Genomic DNA, 16975 nt, shown 5'->3' with positions numbered 1-16975 from the left:
TAGGTAGCGCTCACGCTGCTCACGCCTCCTGCTTGGCGTCGATCTCGGCGATCAGGGCCTCGATGCGGGTCTTGATTTCGTCGCGGATGGGGCGCACCGAGGCGACGCCCTTGCCCGCCGGGTCCTCGAGCGCCCAGTCGAGGTACTTCTTGCCGGGGAAAATCGGGCAGGCGTCGCCGCAGCCCATCGTGATGACGTAATCGGATGCCTGGACGGCCTCGGTGGTCAGGATCTTCGGCTTGGCGTCGGCGATGTCGACGCCGACTTCCTTCATCGCCTCGACCGCCGCGGGATTGACCTGGTCACCAGGGATCGATCCGGCGGAGCGGACCTCGATCCGGTCACCCGCGAGGTGGTTGAGGAATCCGGCGGCCATCTGCGAGCGGCCGGCGTTGTGGACGCAGACGAACAGCACGGAGGCGAGCGGGCTGGAGGACATCGGTTCTTCCTTCACGACGTGGTGGAGCGTTGATGCGGGTACGGGTCAGGTGTTCGGCAGCGAGTCGAGCAGTTCGGTGATGTGGGCGTCGATCTCGTCGCGGATGTCGCGGACGACGGCGATCGGGGCGCCCCCGGGGTCGGCGACGGGCCAGTCGAGGTAGCGGCGGCCTGGCACGACGGGGCACGCGTCGCCGCATCCCATGGTGATGACGATGTCGGCGGCCTGCACCACTTCATCCGTCAGGGGCTTGGGGAATGCGTCGGCGGCTTGGACTCCGGCCTCGGTCAGGGCCTGCATGACAGCGGGGTTGATGGTCTCGGCAGGGTGCGTACCCGCGGAGGAGACGACGACGTGGCCCGCTGCGCGGTGGGCCAGCAGGGCTGCGGCCATCTGCGAGCGGCCGGCGTTGTGGCTGCACACGAACAGCACCCTGGGCAGGCCTGTCCCCGGTGCTTCCGCGATGTGCGCGAGCGCGTCTAGGCGTTCAGCGGCCAGGTGTTCGGCGAGGACAACGAGGTGGGTGCGGATCCGCGCGGTCTCAGCGAGCCGGGCGTAGGAGTCGACGATGAGGCCCTGGATGGTCTCCGCCGAGAACTGGCCTCGGTAGCGGATGGCGAGACGAGCCGCTCCGGTCGCGAGCCGGTCATCCGGCAGGACGGGAGGCGGGGACGAAGCCATGTAGGGCCCCCTTCGCATGGGGTTGCGGGTCCCATAGGTCAGCCCGGGCTGGTATCAGCCCGGCGTGATGTGACAGTATCAGTCCATGCTGACGTCAGTCGACACTGATCTGATCCGGGTTCTGGCCGATCCGCTCAGGCTTCACATCGTGACCCTGCTCGCCCGCGAGACGCTGTGCGCCACCCACCTGATCGAGGAGACCGGTGCCAAGCAGACCAACCTCTCCAACCACCTGAGAGTGCTGCGTGAGGCGGGGGTCGTCGATACGGAGCCCTGCGGGCGCTTCACCTACTACAAGCTCAAGCCCGACGTCATCGCCTCGCTCGCCGGCCAGTTCGCCGACCTGGCCGAGTCCGCCCGAAATGCCGCAGACAACAAGAGGGCCTGTCCGTGACCCGCACTGAAGCAACCGCGACCACCGAGGAGGCCTCGGTCGTCGCGAAGCTGTCGACGCTCGACCGCTTCCTCGCCGTCTGGATCATCGCCGCCATGGCCCTCGGCCTCGGCCTGGGCCGCGCCATCCCCGGCCTGAACGACGCCCTGGCCAAGGTCGAGATCGGTGGGATCTCCCTGCCCATCGCCGTCGGCCTGCTGATCATGATGTATCCGGTCCTGGCCAAGGTCCGTTACGACAAGCTCGACGCTGTCACCGGCGACCGCAAGCTGATGATCTCGTCGCTGGTCATCAACTGGGTCCTTGGCCCCGCGATCATGTTCGCGCTGGCCTGGATCTTCCTGCCGGACCTGCCCGAGTACCGCACCGGGCTGATCATCGTCGGCCTGGCCCGCTGCATCGCCATGGTCATCATCTGGAACGACCTCGCCTGCGGCGACCGTGAAGCGGCCGCCGTCCTGGTGGCCCTCAACTCGGTGTTCCAGGTGATCGCGTTCGGTCTGCTGGGCTGGTTGTACCTCGACCTGCTGCCGGGCTGGCTCGGTCTGGGCGACGGGGAGCACCTCGACATCTCCATGTGGAAGATCGCCCTGAACGTCGTCATCTTCCTCGGCATCCCGCTCCTGGCCGGCTTCCTCACCCGCCGCCTGGGTGAGAAGAAGATGGGCCGAGAGTCCTACGAGTCGAAGTTCCTGCCCAAGATCGGCCCGTGGGCTCTCTACGGGCTGCTGTTCACGATCGTCATCCTCTTCGCCCTGCAAGGGAAGACGATCACCTCCCAGCCGCTGGACGTCGCCCGCATCGCACTGCCGCTGCTCGTGTACTTCGCGGTCATGTGGTTCGGCACCTTCGCGCTCGGCAAGGCCATCGGCCTGGCGTATGACCGCACGGCGACGCTCGCATTCACTGCGGCCGGCAACAACTTCGAGCTGGCCATCGCGGTCGCCATCGCCACCTTCGGCGTCACCTCCGGCCAGGCCCTGTCCGGCGTGGTCGGTCCGCTGATCGAGGTCCCGGTCCTGGTCGCGCTCGTCTACGTGTCGCTGGCCTGGCGCAAGAAGTTCACCACGTCTGAACTGACCACTGCGGGGGGAGCCCGCTGATGCACTGCCTTGACTGCCGCACGCAGCAAGCGGTGAGCACGGCAGTAGGGATCTGCCGCGACTGCGGTGCCGCCGTCTGTGAAGTGCACGCTCAGGTGACGGCGAGCCAGGTCCGGCGCGGAGTGCTGCTCGCTGCTGCGCACCAGCCCCCGGACCGTACGGTGTGCTGCGCCACGTTTGCGACGGAGCGGGCCGCATGACGCAGCATGCCGACGTGGTGGTGATCGGCGGCGGACAGGCCGGGCTCGCCGCCGGCTACCACCTGCGCCGCCACAAGCTCGACTTCGTCATCCTCGACGCCCAACCCACACCGGGCGGAGCCTGGCGCCGCACCTGGGACTCGCTGCACCTGTTCTCCCCTGCAGCATTCTCCTCACTGCCCGGCCGGCTCATGCCCGCCCAGGCGGGCCAGGAGTACCCGGACGCCGGACACGTCGTGGACTACCTGGCCGACTACGAGCAGCGCTATGACCTGCCCGTCCAGCGCCCGGTCAAGGTGAGCGCGGTGCGGCCCGACGCCGGGCGGCTGCGGGTGGAGAGCGACATGGGTGTCTGGACGGCGGGCGCGGTCGTGTCGGCAACCGGCACCTGGTGGCGCCCCTTCCTGCCCGCCGTCCCCGGCCGCGAGGTGTTCGCAGGCCGTCAGCTGCACACCACCGGCTACCGGCGCCCCGCCGACTTCACCGGCCAGCGGGTCGTCGTGGTCGGCGGAGGGAACTCCGGCGCCCAGATCGCCGCCGACCTCGCCGTCCACGACGGTGTCGACCTGACCTGGGTCACCCAGCGCCCGCCCCGCTATCTGGCCGACGACATCGACGGCCGCGCCCTCTTCGACGCCGCCACCGCCCGCCGCCGCGCCCTGGACGAAGGCACGGCCGATACCGGCGGTGTGGCCTCGCTCGGCGACATCGTCGCCGTACCGCCGGTCCGCGCCGCACGGGATGCGGGGCTGCTGAAGGCCCAGCCGATGTTCGACCGGCTCACCAACAGTGGGGTGGTGTGGGCCGACGGGACGTCGGCTCCCGCGGACGCGGTGATCTGGTGCACGGGCTTTCGGCCCGCCCTGTCCCACCTGGCCCCGCTGGGCCTGCGCGGGACCCGCGGGCACATTGTCACCGAGGGCACGCGCGCGATCGGCGAGCCGCGGCTGCACCTGCTCGGCTACGGCGACTGGACCGGGCCCGCTTCGGCCACCCTGATCGGAGTCGGACGCCCGGCCCGGGAGGCCGCCGCGCAGATCGCAGCCTTCCTGTCCTGACCACAGGCGCCACGCCCCTGCGGGTTGGCGGCGCAGCCGGGACAAGACGTGGCTGACGTCGCGGCCAACCCCGCGCAGGGTCTGGGCGGGAGCGGCGGGGCCGCACTTGTGCCATGGTGCCGTGCCGTAATGACTGACCTGTGCCGTCAGCGGGGCCCGGCGGTCGTGTTGGCACCTCGTCAGGGCCGCGGACGTTCACTGTTCAGGCCCGCGGCCGGCAGTGCAAGGACGGGCGCCGGTGCTCCGGCTGAGTGCCACACCGCGGCTCGAAGGAGCGGTCAGCCGCATGCGGCGCGGGGTACGGGGTCCAGGATGGAGCGGATTCGCTTCAGCCCGTCGTGGTTGACGGAGTACCAGGCCCAGGTGCCGCGGCGCTCCCGGTCCAGCAGCCCCACCTCGGTCATGATTTTGAGGTGGTGGCTGACGGTGGACTGGCGCAGTCCCAGGCTGCCAGCCAGGTCGCATACGCAGGCTTCGCCGTTGGGGGCCTGCTCCAGCAGTCGGAACAACTGCAATCGGGTCGGATCGGCGATGGACTTGAGTATCGCGGACAGCTGTTCGGCCTCCGTGCGGTCCAGGGGCTTGCACTCCAGCCCCGGTCCGCACGAGCCGTTTTCGAGGAAACCGTCCTGCGACGCCTGCAGCTCTATGAGAGTCACGGTTCAACCATAAACGCCGAGTGATCACTCGTGTGCGATCAAAAATGGACGTACTACGAATCCGTCTGCTCTCGGGCCGCCACGGCGCCGGCGCCCTGACGGCCGCGGCCGACGACCGGATGCTGCCGCAAAGCGACGCTGCAAGAGCATTGGCGTGGCCGACTCCGGTTCCGGTCAGTCTGGCGGTGCCTGCCTCAGCGGGATGCGACAGGGCGACGAGCGTGGTGTTCCAGCGGCACGCACGGCAGCGCTGTGATGGTAGCGGGGCAACACGGCGTGGCCGGATGTGTGTCCGGCTCCGCTCAGTCCCAAGTTCCAGCCGCACTGGGCACGGTAGAGCCGCGGCGGGCAGCGGGAGCCCAGGGCGACGACGGCACGGTCGGCCGTCCGGACCAGGAAGGTGTGCCGCCAGGCTGAATGGCGGGGACGGCCAGGCGGCCAGGCAGTGAACGCGATCGACTCCGGTCAATCGGCGCATCCGGGTTCCGCTCTGCTCTTGGCAGGTGATTAGATAACTGTCAACATAGAGGCATGTCTAAGTTGGCTTCAGGCCCTGCCGTGCTGGCTGCCACCACGTCGTTGCAGTGCTGCCAGCCGTTGGGGCGAGAGGAACTCTCCGCGGCCGACGCGGAGAAGATCGCCGCCATGTTCAAGGCACTGTCCGACCCGGTCCGGCTGAGGCTGTTCTCCAGGATTGCCGCACAGCCCGACGGTGAGGCCTGCGTCTGCGATATCCAGGACGTCGGCGTCTCCCAGCCCACTGTCAGCCACCATCTTCGCAAACTGCGCGAAGCGGGACTGCTGGAGTCGGAGCGGCGCGCCAGCTGGGTGTACTACCGGGTGGCCCCCGGCGTGCTGGCCGCCATGGCCGGCCTTCTGTCGCAGGCCGTCTGAGCCTCCCGCACCGGTCGGTGGCCCGGTGCACAGTGGGCACCGGGACCGTGGGCGTGCCTCGCCCATCTACATCTCCCCAGAGGGACGCTGGGGTGAGGAGACGACATGGACCACCACGGGCCGGAGGCCGAATGCCAGGGCGAGTGCCTGCAGCTCAGCGAAGCGGACACTGCCTGGTGGTCGAGCGTGTTCAAAACGCTCGGCGATCCCGTTCGTCTCCAGTTGCTCGTCCGCCTGGCCGCGTTGAAAGGGGCCGAGGTCCCGGTGCACGAACTGTGTGACGTGCAGGTGTCCGCGTCGACGGTCAGCCACCATCTCAAACGGCTGCGCTGCATGGGACTGATCGAGAGCCGCCGCGACGGACGCATCATCTACTACCGCCTCGGACACGGGGTCCGCGCGGTGTTGCTGCAGATCCTGCACCAAAGCCAGCGGGCACAAGCGCCCTGAAGAGCGGCCCCCAGGCCCACGGCAGTCCTTCGACCCTGTGCCGCTTTGATACGCGATCGCAGCCAGGGCCGAAGAAACCAGGGACAGCAGACGTTTCCGTGCCCTCCCCTCAGCAGGCAGGGTGGGTCAGGAGACTGGGGCGGGGGATGCCGTCACCGGCTGGTCCAGGTGCACGGTCGTGTCGCACAGGCGCTCCACCTGCGCCGGGTCGTGGGAGACGAGCAGGACAGCGCGTCGGCCGTGCAGCGCTGCGATGGACTGCTCGACGGTGTCCCTGCTGCGTTCGTCGAGCGCGCTGGTCGGCTCGTCGAGGAGTAGTCCGGCTGGTTCCAGTGCCAGAGCGCGCGCCAGACACAGTCGCTGGCGCTGTCCTGCGGACAGGTTCGCGGCCGGTGAATCGAGTCGGTCGGCGACTTCTTTCCACAGCCCGGCTTCGTGCAGCGCTTGTTCGGCTCGTTCCCGGAGCACTTCCCGGGAGGCCCGCAGGACGTGGCGCAGGCCGAACAGGGCGTTGTCGAGGATGCTGCCGCCGAACACGACGGGTGTCTGCGGAACGAGGACGATCTTGGCCCTGAGGTCGGCGTCTCCCTTGCCGGGCGCGATCGTCCGGTCCAGCACCTGCAGGTCGCCCTCGCGGGTCAGCCCGCGGGGGAGCAGGTCCACCAGGGCGCGCAGGACGGTCGACTTGCCTGCGCCCGAGGGTCCGCACAGTCCGGTGGTGGATCCGTGCTCGAGTCTGAAGGAGATGGGCCCGACGAGGGTCTTGTCGCGGCTGTGTACGCGTAGCTGGCGCACGGTGATTACGCTGTCCATCGCTCTCCTTCGAAGCGGTTGCGCAGCCAGACCGCCGCGCTGAGGAGTACTGCAGTGATCAGGACCAGCACCATGGCGCTTCCCCATGCCTGGCTGACGGCCTGCGGGTCGCCCGAGTCCTGGGAGAGAGTGAAGATGTGGGTCGGCAGTGCCTGCACCGGGGATTCCACGATGCCGCTCGGCACGGTGGGAGCGCCGAAGAAGACCGTGGCGGTGAACAGCAGCGGAGCGGTTTCACCCGCTGCGCGGGCCAGGCCCAAAAGCAGGCCGGTGACCGTCGCAGGCCAGGTGTAGGGGACGATGACGGACCGGATGTACTGCGCCCGGGTCAGCCCCAGCGCCATGGCGCTCTCGGTGAGCTCGGTCGGCAGGCTCCGCACGCGGGCTGATGTGGTCAGAGCGATCACCGGTATGACGACCGGCACCAGGACGATGGCGCCGGCCAGCCAGGATCGGCCCCATCCCATGGTGGTGGACAAGATGACGAATCCGGCCAGCCCCAGCAGGATCGTCGGCGCTCCGCCCAGGACCACCGTCAGGGTCTGCAGCAGACGCGCCGTGCGCTCGGATGCGTGGACGCCGATCAGGATGCCGGCGCCGAAGCCGAGCGGCAGAGCCAGTACGCCGGTGGTGACGGTGAGCAGCATGGTGCCGACGATCTGGTCGCGTACGCCGCCGCCGGCTGCGCCTGTTGCTCCGGTGAACCAGAAGGACGGGTTGAACGCGGCGCTGCCGCGTGTCGCCAGGACGGCGATCATCCCGACCAAAAGAGCGCTGGGCAGCAGCAAGGCCCCCAGCCGCACGGCCGTCATCAGACGGTCTCGCTGCACCCGCAGCCGCGGCGTGCTGCGGTAGCGGGCGGTCTGCTTGCTGGTGGGGCGCTGGCGCCGTTCCCGGGTGCCCCAGATCGTCACCGCGGCCACCAGCGCCAGCAGGACCAGGCCCAGGCCGCACAGCGCAGCGAAGTAGGGGCCGGAGGTTCCGGCCAGGACCGGCTCCGGACCGGCGAGTTTCGTCGTCAGTGTCTGTCCGGGGTGGACCAGCGAGTCTACGAACTCGCCGAAGCTGGTGGGTAAATGGCCGTCGGCCCGGCCCACGACCAGGAACACCGCGATGGCTTCACCCAGGGCGCGCGCAAGGCCGAGCAGAACGGCTGCCCGCATGCCCGAGCGTGCGAGGGGCAGCACCGACGAGCGGATGACTTCACGGCGGGTCAGCCCGAGCGCGAAGGCGGCTTCGCGGTAGCGGTCGGGCACGGCGGCCAGCGCGTCGACACTGACCGCCACGATCGTCGGAGTGATCATGACGGCGAGGACGATGCCGGCAGCCGCGAGACTGTCCCCGCCCGGTACGCCTGCCATCTTCGCGATGAGCGGACGGACGGCCATGATGCCGATGAGGCCGTAGACGATGGACGGGACGGCAGCGAGCAGCTCGACGCACATCCGCAACGGCCGCGCTATCCGGGCGGGGAGATACTCCGACAGGGCGAGAGCCGCTGCCCAGCCGACAGGCACCGCGAGGGCGAGTGCCAGGGCGCACACGACGGCGGTGCCGTAGATCATCGCCAGGCCGCCGAACAGGGAGTTGGGCGGGCTCCACGCCGCTTCGGTCAGCAGGTCCAGCCAGTCGACATGGCCGCTGCTCACCCCCGCCCCGAGATACCCCGCGACGGTCAGGAGCAGCCCTGCCACAGCGAACGCCCCGGCGTACACCCAGCCCCAGACCCACCTTGAGCGTCGTGGGCGGATGTCCTGCTTGGGGGTGACGGGTTTTCGCGCCAGTGTTTCGGTGGCCATCGGCTACTTCCCGATCTGCTTGAGCGTCAGGTAGCCGTGTTTGGTCATCAGTGCCTGGCCCTTGGCGGACAGGACATAGTCGATGAACGTCTTCGATGTCCCCTTCGGCTCACCGTCTGTGATCAAGAACAGGGGCCGGGACATGGGGTACTTGCTGGAGGCGATGTTCTCGGAGGTCGGTGCGATGCCGTCCAGTGTCACCGCGGCCAGCTTGTCGCGTCCTTCGATGAAGCTCGTGGACAGCGGCGCCACCGCGCCGGGCGTGGACTCGAGCTTGTTGCGGGTCTCGAGGTTGCCGCCCACGATGGCGAAGTTGTCCGAATTCGGGGGCGGCGGGGCCTTCTTGTCACCGTAGATGTACTTGTCGAGCACTTCCCGCGTGCCCCGTCCGGGTTCCTTGTCGTAGACGAAGACTTCCAGGTCGGGCCCGCCGACTTCGGACCAGTTGGTGATTTTCCCCTCGAACAGGCCGCGTACCTGGGCTGCGGTGAGGTTCTTGACGCCCCCGTCGGCGACTTCCTTGGTGACGATGACGCCGACGGCGTCCGCGCCGATCTGGACAGGGTGGAAGTCGGTGTTGGGGCTGGCGGCCTTGTCCTCGTCTGCCAGCGGCTTCGAGCTCATCGCGATGCTGATCTGGTCGGAGCCGAGCTGGGAGATGCCGCCGGCGGAACCGCCCTGGGTGGCCACGGTGATGTCGAGACCGTCGGTCTTGAGGGCCTCGGCCGCATCCGCGGCTACCGGGGCTACCGTGGTCGACCCGCTGACTTGCAGTGCGCCGCCGTCTGCTTGGGCTTTGCTGTCGGCGCAGCCGGCCACGGACATGACGATCAGTGCGGTTGAGGCGAGAGCGGCGGTGCGGCGCTTCATGGTGAACACGTGTGGGGCTCTTCCTTCTTCCAGCGGAACCGTGGGGTCGTGGCGTGGGACCTGCAACGTCCCTCGGGCAGTCACCGATCGGACGGCGCGGGCAGGGCCGGCCAGGCGGCCACGTTCCGGGCTTTCGCCTCAACAGCGAACGGGCCGCCCCACGCAGAGCCGCAGCCGGTGCCGAAGGAGCCCGGGCCAGTCGCCCTGGGCGATGACTGCACGGCGGGCATGACGTCGTGCACCGCACGACGGGCGAAGCACACGCGCGCTCCGAGGAGCGCTGCGGGTGTCGACGGCGGGTGCAGGCCGGGCCGGAGGCTACGGGCCCTCCAGATGGCGATGCTCGCCAGCGTCGCGGCAGCCATGAAGGCGACCCGTTCGGCGGGGGAGAGGTCCGTGCCGGGCACGAGGGTCATCGCGGGGCCGGAAGGAAGAAGGAACAGGCAGACAAGGGCTGCCGTGACGGCAATTGCCCAGGCGGTTGCAGGGTGCGTTCTGGCCTGGGTGGCGCTGGCCGATTCGGGGACGGCTCGGACCGGGCCGGTGGCCGCGGATGGAGCGGACACCAGTGAGCGAACGAGTTCATACATGTCAGATCCTTCGGGGTTGGCGGTGCCCTGAAAGAGAACGCGGGCCGGGCACCCGAAGGGGCTGCCCGCGCAGGCTGCAGTGGATCTGTGGATCTGGTGCGTAGGTGGGGCCGGCGGTTCAGGGGCCGGCACCTTGAGGCGGGTATCCGGGCTCAGTAGCCCGGGTCTTGAGGTCTCCTCTCCTTCACCGGGCTGTGGTGAGCCAGACGTGAGCGGACGGCGCCAGGTGGACACACAGTCCGCCGTCGGCGTCGCTGGTGTGCATGGACCCGCTGACGAAGTGCCAGGTCCGCTCGGCGTGTTCGGGCAGCAGGGACGGCAGGTGGATGCGTACCTCGTCGGCGGTCGGGTTGTGCAGGCCCAGGACCGCGCGGGAGCGGTCGGCGGCCTCGCGCAGCACGGCGTCGGCGCCGTCGGCGTCCAGTGCGCGGACGGCGGCGTCCTTGGCGAACGCCGCCTCCAGGTGCGCGGAGTTCGTGCAGCCGGTCAGGTCGGGCGCCTGGGGCCAGGCGGTCTGGACGGGGGCAGGGGCGAGCGGGCTCACAGCAGGGGCCTTCCTGTCATGGCGGATCCGGGTTTGTGTCCCAGCAGGTGCAGGACGGTGGGAGCGACGTCGGCGAGCGTGACGCTCTCCGGGAGCACGGGCGCCGGTGTGGCGGTGCCTGCGGGCACGATGACCAGGGGCACCGGGTGGGTGGTGTGCCCGCCGTAGGGGCGGGCGGTGCCGTCGGGTGCCTGCTTGGTCATGGTCTCGGCGTTGCCGTGGTCGCCGACGGCCAGCAGCCACCGGCCGCTGTCGCGGGCCGCCTCGAGGATCTGCCCCACCGCGGCGTCGGTTGCCTCGCAGGCGCTGACGGTGGCGGCCAGACGTCCGGTGTGCCCGACCACGTCGATATTGGCCAGGTTGGCGATGACCAGGTCGACGTCCGTGCGGCCGACCGCCTCGACGACGGCGGCGGTGACGCGGTCGAGGTTCATCTGCGGCCGCGCGATGTAGTCGGGCTTGCCCTCGCCGCTGATCCGCACGTGTTCCTCGACGCTGCGGACCGTGGCGTCACGGCCGTTGACGTAGTAGGTGACGTGCTCGAACTTCTCGGCCTCGGCGATGCGCACACTGCGCAGCCCGGCCGCGGAGAGCTCGTCGGCCAAGCCGCCGGAGGCATCCGCCCGCTCCACCAACGCGGGTATGGCGGCGCGGGTGTCGTACTGGGCCAGGCTGAGCATGTCCGCCGAGCGTCCACTGGCTGCCAGGTGCTCGATGAGGCCGTCGGCGAACTGCTGGATGCGGTCGCTGCGGAAGTTGAACCACACCACCGCATCCCCGTCGGCGATGGCCGCATCCCCGGCGGCGGCAAGCACACTGGCCGGCACCCACTCGTCGCCGCGCTCGGAGGCGGCCACCGCCTGCTGCACGCTGCTCACCGTTGCGCCGCGGCCGTCGGCGACCAGGGCGACCGCCTGCTCGGTGAGGTCGACATTGCCGGCCTTGTCCATGGCGTACCCGCGGCCGATGACGGTGGCGATCTGTCCTGTCCCGGCCCGCTGCGCGAGCGCGGCGACGCGCTCCAGGTAGCCGGTCGAGGTGCCGTCGGCGACGTCGCGCCCGTCGGTGATCGCGTGGATGAACACGCGGCTCACGTGGTGGGCGGCTGCGGCGGCCAGCAGGTCACCCAGGTGGTCGACGTGGGCATGGATCTGCCCGTCCGAGCACAGCCCGATCAGATGCAGGGCGCGCCCCGCGGTGGCCGTCTTGGCAAGGACGGTGCCCAGCAGGGGGTGGGTGCGCAGGGTGCCGTCGTCGATGGCCTGCTGGACCAGCAGGCTGTCGTAGGGGAGTGGCCGTCCGGCACCGATGACCATGTGGCCGATCTCGGAGTTGCCGACCGTTCCCGCCAGCAGGCCAACCGCTTCGCCGGAGGCGTCGGCCAGCGTGCTGGGAAAGCGGGTGACGAGGTCGTCCAGGACCGGGGTGTGTGCCAGGGCCAGGGCGTTGTCGTCGGCGGCGGGGGCGTGGCCCCAGCCGTCGAGGACCAGCAGGATGCCCGGTCCGGCGAACGCCGCCTCAGAGGTGCTCATATGGTGCTCTCCAGGGAGGGGTGGAGGGCGTCGAGGGTCTGCCAGAAGGTGGGGAAGGACTTGGCGACGCAGCCGGGGTCCTTGATGACGACGCCTTCGGTGCGCAGGCCGCCGATGGCGAAGGTCATGGCGATGCGGTGGTCGTCGTAGGTGTCGATGACCGCGGCGTGCGGGGTGCCGCCGGTGATGTACATGGCGTCGGCGTGCTCCTCGACGTCGATGCCCATCTTGCGCAGCTCGGTGGTGACGGCGGCGATCCGGTCGCACTCCTTGACCCGCAGGGAGGCGATGTTGGTGATGCGGGTGGTGCCCTCGGCGTAGGCGGCGGCGATGGCCAGGGAGGGCACCACGTCGGGCATGGCCTCCATGTCGATGTCGATGCCGCGCAGCCGACCGCCGGACAGGGTGATGTCGCTGCCGGTGACCTGGGTGTGACAACCCATCCGCTCGAACGCCTCCACCAGGTGGACATCGCCCTGGTGGGAGCCTGCGCCGATGCCGGGGATGGTCACCCGGGATTCGAGGATGGCGGCGGCGGCCAGGAAGTACGACATGCCCGAGGCGTCCGGCTCCACGGTCACCTGCCCGCCGCGGGCCTGCTGCCCGGCGGGGACGGTGAAGCGGCGATAGCCCTCGCGTTCGACGCTGACGCCCATCTCCTTCAGGGCCGCGAGTGTCATCTCCACATACGGCTTGGAGACCAGCTCGTCGCTGATGGTGATCTCGGTGTCGGACTGGGCGCGCAGCGCGTTGATGATCAGGCTGGAGGTGAACTGGCTGGAGACGGCGCCGCTGATGGTGGTGCCGCCGCCCTTGAAGGAGCCGCCGACGATGCGGATGGGCGGGCTGCCATTGCCGCGGACGGCACTGGCGTCCACTCCCAGCGGCGGCAGCGCCGTGAGCAGGTCGCCCATCGGGCGTTCCTGCATGCGGGCGTTGCCGTTGATCACGGTGGTGCCCTCGGCGTGCCCGGCCATGGAGATCAAAAAGCGCAGCGGGGTGCCGGCGCCGCCGACGAAGATCTCCTCCTGCGGTGCGCGCATCGGCCGGCCCGTGGGAGCGACGCGGATCCGGGCGGCAGCGTGGTCGATGTCGCAGGTGACGTGGCCGAAGGCCTCGAGGGCACGGGAAAGGTAGATGGTGTCGTCGGACAGCAGCGCATTGTCGATGACCGTTTCCTGCCCGGACAGGGAGGCGATGGCCAGGTAGCGGTTGGTGTAGCTCTTGGAGCCCAGAACGCGGACGGTCTCGTCGAAGGCGGCCAGCGGCCGGACGGTGACGGATTCGGCCTTCAGCCGCGGGTCGGATGTGGCGCTCATGTGCTGCCTCCGTGGTTGGGGACGGGGTGTGCGGTCTTGGCGGGCCGTGTCAGGCCTTGACGACGCGGCAGGCGAAGCATTTGAAGGCCTGCTGGCCGGAGAGGTTGTCGTAATAGCGGTCGTCGGGAAGGGTGTTGGCCGCCTCATAGCGGGGGTCACCGAAGAGGTCGCCGACCTTTTGCGCGGGACCAAAGGTGTTGGGCACGAACACGGTGTCCGCCCGGATGCCCTCCCACAGCAGCGCGGTCCCGGTCACCGCACCGCGCGGGCTTTCGACGCGGACGTCGTCTCCGTCGGCGATCCCGGCCCGGCGGGCGGTGTCGGGGTGGATCTGGATGAAGCGGATGCCGTTGAGCTGCTTGCCGGTGGCAGTCCAGTGGGTGACCTCGGCGAAGTGCACCACGCTGGGCCGGCCGGTCATGCCCATCAGCGGGAAGTCGCGGTGCACCGCGCCGGTGCCGGGCACGCCCAGGCGCACCGGGTGGGTGACGGCCTGGGGGTTGATGGGGTTGGTGACGAACGTGCTGCTGTAGGCCAGCGTGGGGTGTGCCCCGGTGACTTCCGGGTGGGTGTAGAAGATGGGCAGTGCGCTGTGCCCGGTGACCGACAGCTGCTTGTCCAGCTCGGCTGTGGTGATTTCGACCTTTCCACTCGGCGTGAGAAAACGCTTGCCACGAAAGCCGGGATCCAGGGATTCGGCCGCCTGGTACCAGCTGGGATGGTCCAGGTAGAGCGTGCTCACCCCGGGGTGGTCGGTGCTCGGGCAGGGCCAGCGCAGCGGTTCCTTGCGCTTTTTCATCCGCTCGCGGGTCATGCCGCCGGCGCCGGGCGTGTGGGAGACGAAGTCGTCCCACAGCTGCTTGTAGTCCATCCACCGTTCGGGGAAGGCCTCGCGCCATTCGTCGGCCGGGCGGCGGGTGTCGAGGTCGGCCAGCGCCTGGGCGAGGCCGATCCAGATCTCCCAGTCCGGCCGGGACTCGCCCACGCGCTCGACGACTTGGTCCTGCCAGCGGATCGCGCGGTCGTCGCGGCGCATGTAGACGCCTTCCATCTCCAGCCCGCTGCACACGGGCAGGATGATGTCGGCGTAGTAGGCGGCCTCTTCCATGAACAGGCCGGTGTAGACGTAGAAGTCGAGCTGCTCGAACGCCTTCTTCACCTTGGTGGTGTTGGCGGAGGACACCAGCGGGTTGCCCTGCGTGATCACCGCGCGCAGCCGGTACGGGTTGCCGGTGAGGATGGACTCGGCGAAGTAGTCCGGGCCGACCGGCAGTGCCTCGCGCCGCTTGGGTACCTCCGCCTTGAGCGGCGGCAGGTGCAGGTCGCCGGGCCAGGTGTTGTGCATGAAGTTGCAGCCGCCGCCCGGGCGGCCGATGTTGCCGGTGACCGCGGCCAGGAAGGTCGCCACCCGGTAGGTGTCGAAGGCGCCGAGCTGGTGCGAGATCCCGGCGTTGCAGAAGATTGCTGCCGGCCTGGCCTGCGCGTACTCCTCGGCCATGGCGGTGATGGTTGCCGCGGGCACGCCGGTGACCTTCGCCGCCCACGCGGGGGTGTACTGGTGCTTGGCCAGGTGGGCGCGCAGCTCGCCGAAGCCGACCACCCACCGCTTGACGAACGCCTTGTCGTACAGACCCTCATCGACGATGTGGTGCAGCATGGCCAGCAGCAGCGCGAGGTCGGTGTGCGGCTTGGGCGCCACCCACCGGTCGGCCGCCGCGCCGGTCGGCGTCAGCCGCGGGTCGACCACGGTCAGGGTGGCCTTCGTCTTCTTCCGCCCGCGCAGCAGGTAGTCGAAGGTGACCGGGTGGGTCTCGGCCTGGTTGGTGCCCAGGAACAGATAGTGGCGCGCTGAGCCGAGGTCGTCCTTGCCGGTGGCGCCGTCGATGCCGTAGCCGTTGGTGAAGTTGCCCAGGCCGAAGGTGGCCGCCAGCGCGTTGCCGCCGGCGTCATTGCAGACCGGGCCGACGTCGGTGTTGTTGGGGCTGCCCAGCATCGTGAACAGCCGGGCCACCAGCGAGCCGGTGCCGCGCGGCAGCCGCCCGGTGGTGCGGTTGGCGATGGTGTGGGCCTGCCCGGCGTCCCGCAGCGCCAGCAGCTTCCCCGCAATCGTGCGCAGTGCCTCCTGCCAGCTGACCGCCTCGAACTTCGAGTGCGGCGAGCCCTTCGCGCCGGAGACGCGGCGCAGCGGTGTCGTCAGGCGGTCGGCGTTGTACACGAGCTGGGGCATCAGCTCCGCCTTGACGCACACCTGCCCCTGCTGTACCGGATCCTTGTCCTCGCCGCGCACGGCCAGCACGCGGCCCGCCTTGAGATCGACGTTCAGACGGCAGTTGCTGTTACAGAACTGGCAGGCCGTGGCCACTGTCCGGTCCGGGGTCAGAGCAGCGGACTGGTCGGTGAACGCCGCCCCCGCAACACCGCCGGGGGGTAACGCTGAGCCTGGCGCGGCGGATGCGTGCGCGGGAATGAGGGGCAGCAGAGCGGGCGCTCCGAGGCCGGTGCCGCCGATGACGCTGCCGCGGACGAATCCGCGCCGGGACAGGCCGTGCTGGTCGGACTTCATGAAGAGGTGAGGTTCCTTCCGCCTGTTGTGGGGACGAGGCGGGCATGGCGGTGCCCGGACCGTGCGCACAACGGCGCACGGCCTTGGAGACTCCAGCGATAGCGGTGGTGTGCGGGTTTCAGAGAGTGGGCGCCGGCGCAAGGCCCGCCTTGGCGCACACGGCGGCCAGGAACGCCTTGAGGATCTCGTGCTCGGAGCCGGGCGCGGAGGACAGTTCGGGCTGGAAGAGGCTCCCCATGAAGAACGGGTGGCCAGTGATCTCCAGAGCACGCGGCGCGCCGTCGACGTCCCAGGCGCTGATCTGCAGCGACCCTTGGCTGGCAGCGTCCATGAAGGTGTCGGTCAGCCCGTAGTCGCAGTGGAAGATCTCCTCCACCTCGGTGGTGCCGTAGATGGAGGCCAGCAGTGTGTCCTCCTTGACCTTCAGGGGCGCCTTCTCCCCGCGGAAGGAGCACTTCAGCGGCGTGACGAGCGGCATCAACCGCTCCGGGTCCTCATCGACGCCCTCGGCCTCGGGCAGATGCAGCACGTTCTGCGCGTGCTCGATCAGGGCGCTGAAGAATCCGCCGCAGGTGCCCAGGAACGGCAGCCCGTTCTCCCGGGCGTAGCGCACCGCGGTGTGCACGCCCTTCTGGTTGAAGTAGGGCGCGCCGGGCACCACCCATATCCCGTCGAAGTCCTGCAGGAGTGAGGTGTCGTGGATGTCGGTGGTCGGGATCCACTGGGTGGTCAGGTCCCACTGCTCACGCATCGCGTCGATCTTGGGATGAGACGGCTCGTCGTGATTGCCGCGGTCGCCCACCAGGGCAAGTCGGGGCCGAGCAGAGACTGACATCGTTTCCCTTTCAATATTTCAGGAAGGGCCCGGAACAGCCGTCGCCGGTGACGGTTCCAGCCTCGTGAGCGCAGCAGTCCGCGTGCCGAGCGCGGTCTGCTCCGCAGGAAGTGATGGTGCGTGAGGTGATGTCAGGACCGTGCGCCACGCACGGATCCGTGAACAGAAGTGGGAGAACCGAGGCGTGTTAACGCCGCGCCGGCGGTGATGCGACTGAGAGCGTCTGACTGCC

The 16975-nt window shown here is 69.4% G+C and carries 17 protein-coding genes; 6 read left to right on the top strand and 11 right to left on the bottom strand.

Features of this window, described 5'->3' with window-relative positions; genetic code table 11:
- Positions 1 to 19: 19 nt before the first annotated feature.
- Entirely contained in the window at positions 20 to 439 is a 420-nt protein-coding gene (locus tag ACWD3I_RS38050; RefSeq protein WP_353698129.1) for an arsenate reductase ArsC, read from the bottom strand.
- 45 nt (positions 440 to 484) lie between these two features.
- Positions 485 to 1120: an arsenate reductase/protein-tyrosine-phosphatase family protein gene (locus tag ACWD3I_RS38045; RefSeq protein ID WP_365410975.1), complete on the bottom strand. Its 636-nt coding sequence runs from the start codon at positions 1118 to 1120 to the stop codon at positions 485 to 487.
- Between the two features lie 85 nt (positions 1121 to 1205).
- Here ACWD3I_RS38045 and ACWD3I_RS38040 point away from each other — a divergent pair, with 85 nt between their 5' ends.
- Genes ACWD3I_RS38040 through ACWD3I_RS38025 form a run of 4 tightly spaced genes read left to right on the top strand, consistent with a single transcriptional unit; the run spans position 1206 to position 3875 of the window.
- A complete protein-coding gene (locus ACWD3I_RS38040) occupies positions 1206 to 1514 on the top strand; it encodes an ArsR/SmtB family transcription factor (RefSeq protein WP_353698131.1) in 309 nt (102 codons plus the stop codon).
- On the top strand, positions 1511 to 2617 hold the full coding sequence (arsB, locus tag ACWD3I_RS38035) for an ACR3 family arsenite efflux transporter (RefSeq protein WP_353698132.1): 1107 nt from the start codon (positions 1511 to 1513) through the stop codon (positions 2615 to 2617). The genes ACWD3I_RS38040 and arsB overlap by 4 nt, the downstream gene beginning before the upstream one ends.
- Positions 2617 to 2817, top strand: a complete 201-nt coding sequence (locus ACWD3I_RS38030; RefSeq protein WP_365410979.1) for a DUF2180 family protein — start codon at positions 2617 to 2619, stop codon at positions 2815 to 2817. Before arsB ends, ACWD3I_RS38030 begins: the two co-directional genes overlap by 1 nt.
- Positions 2814 to 3875, top strand: coding sequence for an ArsO family NAD(P)H-dependent flavin-containing monooxygenase (locus ACWD3I_RS38025; RefSeq protein WP_365410982.1), 1062 nt, complete (start codon positions 2814 to 2816; stop codon positions 3873 to 3875). The genes ACWD3I_RS38030 and ACWD3I_RS38025 overlap by 4 nt, the downstream gene beginning before the upstream one ends.
- 278 nt (positions 3876 to 4153) lie before the next feature.
- Here ACWD3I_RS38025 and ACWD3I_RS38020 read toward each other — a convergent pair whose 3' ends face one another.
- Complete coding sequence (locus ACWD3I_RS38020; protein WP_365410985.1) at positions 4154 to 4534, bottom strand: ArsR/SmtB family transcription factor; 381 nt, start codon at positions 4532 to 4534, stop codon at positions 4154 to 4156.
- A 531-nt stretch (positions 4535 to 5065) separates the two neighbouring features.
- Here ACWD3I_RS38020 and ACWD3I_RS38015 point away from each other — a divergent pair.
- Both ACWD3I_RS38015 and ACWD3I_RS38010 read left to right on the top strand, forming a co-directional pair.
- Entirely contained in the window at positions 5066 to 5428 is a 363-nt protein-coding gene (locus tag ACWD3I_RS38015; RefSeq protein ID WP_353698136.1) for an ArsR/SmtB family transcription factor, read from the top strand.
- 105 nt (positions 5429 to 5533) lie between these two features.
- Positions 5534 to 5878, top strand: coding sequence for an ArsR/SmtB family transcription factor (locus tag ACWD3I_RS38010; RefSeq protein WP_365410988.1), 345 nt, complete (start codon positions 5534 to 5536; stop codon positions 5876 to 5878).
- A 126-nt stretch (positions 5879 to 6004) separates the two neighbouring features.
- Here ACWD3I_RS38010 and ACWD3I_RS38005 read toward each other — a convergent pair whose 3' ends face one another.
- The 8 genes from ACWD3I_RS38005 to ACWD3I_RS37970 form a co-directional block, all read right to left on the bottom strand.
- Positions 6005 to 6691: a phosphate ABC transporter ATP-binding protein gene (locus ACWD3I_RS38005; protein WP_365410991.1), complete on the bottom strand. Its 687-nt coding sequence runs from the start codon at positions 6689 to 6691 to the stop codon at positions 6005 to 6007.
- Positions 6679 to 8490, bottom strand: coding sequence for a phosphate ABC transporter permease subunit PstC (pstC, locus tag ACWD3I_RS38000; RefSeq protein ID WP_365410994.1), 1812 nt, complete (start codon positions 8488 to 8490; stop codon positions 6679 to 6681). The genes ACWD3I_RS38005 and pstC overlap by 13 nt, the downstream gene beginning before the upstream one ends.
- A 3-nt stretch (positions 8491 to 8493) precedes the next feature.
- Complete coding sequence (locus tag ACWD3I_RS37995) at positions 8494 to 9315, bottom strand: phosphate ABC transporter substrate-binding protein (protein ID WP_365411018.1); 822 nt, start codon at positions 9313 to 9315, stop codon at positions 8494 to 8496.
- Positions 9316 to 10134: 819 nt separating this feature from the next.
- Entirely contained in the window at positions 10135 to 10494 is a 360-nt protein-coding gene (locus tag ACWD3I_RS37990; protein WP_365410997.1) for a hypothetical protein, read from the bottom strand.
- A complete protein-coding gene (gene gpmI, locus ACWD3I_RS37985) occupies positions 10491 to 12026 on the bottom strand; it encodes a 2,3-bisphosphoglycerate-independent phosphoglycerate mutase (RefSeq protein WP_365411000.1) in 1536 nt (511 codons plus the stop codon). Before gpmI ends, ACWD3I_RS37990 begins: the two co-directional genes overlap by 4 nt.
- On the bottom strand, positions 12023 to 13345 hold the full coding sequence (gene aroA / locus ACWD3I_RS37980) for a 3-phosphoshikimate 1-carboxyvinyltransferase (RefSeq protein WP_365411003.1): 1323 nt from the start codon (positions 13343 to 13345) through the stop codon (positions 12023 to 12025). The genes gpmI and aroA overlap by 4 nt, the downstream gene beginning before the upstream one ends.
- 49 nt (positions 13346 to 13394) lie before the next feature.
- Positions 13395 to 15908 carry a molybdopterin-containing oxidoreductase family protein gene (locus ACWD3I_RS37975; protein WP_365411006.1) on the bottom strand — a complete coding sequence of 838 codons (2514 nt, stop codon included), beginning with the start codon at positions 15906 to 15908 and terminating at the stop codon, positions 13395 to 13397.
- Positions 15909 to 16026: 118 nt separating this feature from the next.
- The gene (locus tag ACWD3I_RS37970) at positions 16027 to 16743 is read right to left on the bottom strand and encodes a glutamine amidotransferase-related protein (RefSeq protein WP_365411009.1); all 717 of its coding nucleotides are present in this window, start codon (positions 16741 to 16743) and stop codon (positions 16027 to 16029) included.
- Positions 16744 to 16975: the final 232 nt, after the last annotated feature.

The sequence above is a fragment of the Streptomyces sp. NPDC002817 genome (assembly GCF_053592055.1).
The sequence above is the reverse complement of the archived record's forward strand: the minus strand, read 5'-3'. Positions and strand labels throughout refer to the sequence as shown.

Bases quoted from the DNA above. Each gene is read 5' to 3' on its own strand.
- ACWD3I_RS38050 (WP_353698129.1), bottom strand. From the start codon at position 439: ATGTCCTCCAGCCCGCTCGCCTCCGTGCTGTTCGTCTGCGTCCACAAC.
- ACWD3I_RS38045 (WP_365410975.1), bottom strand. From the start codon at position 1,120: ATGGCTTCGTCCCCGCCTCCCGTCCTGCCGGATGACCGGCTCGCGACC.
- ACWD3I_RS38040 (WP_353698131.1), top strand. From the start codon at position 1,206: ATGCTGACGTCAGTCGACACTGATCTGATCCGGGTTCTGGCCGATCCG.
- ACWD3I_RS38030 (WP_365410979.1), top strand. From the start codon at position 2,617: ATGCACTGCCTTGACTGCCGCACGCAGCAAGCGGTGAGCACGGCAGTA.
- ACWD3I_RS38025 (WP_365410982.1), top strand. From the start codon at position 2,814: ATGACGCAGCATGCCGACGTGGTGGTGATCGGCGGCGGACAGGCCGGG.
- ACWD3I_RS38015 (WP_353698136.1), top strand. From the start codon at position 5,066: ATGTCTAAGTTGGCTTCAGGCCCTGCCGTGCTGGCTGCCACCACGTCG.
- ACWD3I_RS38010 (WP_365410988.1), top strand. From the start codon at position 5,534: ATGGACCACCACGGGCCGGAGGCCGAATGCCAGGGCGAGTGCCTGCAG.
- ACWD3I_RS38005 (WP_365410991.1), bottom strand. From the start codon at position 6,691: ATGGACAGCGTAATCACCGTGCGCCAGCTACGCGTACACAGCCGCGAC.
- pstC (WP_365410994.1), bottom strand. From the start codon at position 8,490: ATGGCCACCGAAACACTGGCGCGAAAACCCGTCACCCCCAAGCAGGAC.
- ACWD3I_RS37995 (WP_365411018.1), bottom strand. From the start codon at position 9,315: ATGTCCGTGGCCGGCTGCGCCGACAGCAAAGCCCAAGCAGACGGCGGC.
- gpmI (WP_365411000.1), bottom strand. From the start codon at position 12,026: ATGAGCACCTCTGAGGCGGCGTTCGCCGGACCGGGCATCCTGCTGGTC.
- aroA (WP_365411003.1), bottom strand. From the start codon at position 13,345: ATGAGCGCCACATCCGACCCGCGGCTGAAGGCCGAATCCGTCACCGTC.
- ACWD3I_RS37975 (WP_365411006.1), bottom strand. From the start codon at position 15,908: ATGAAGTCCGACCAGCACGGCCTGTCCCGGCGCGGATTCGTCCGCGGC.
- ACWD3I_RS37970 (WP_365411009.1), bottom strand. From the start codon at position 16,743: ATGTCAGTCTCTGCTCGGCCCCGACTTGCCCTGGTGGGCGACCGCGGC.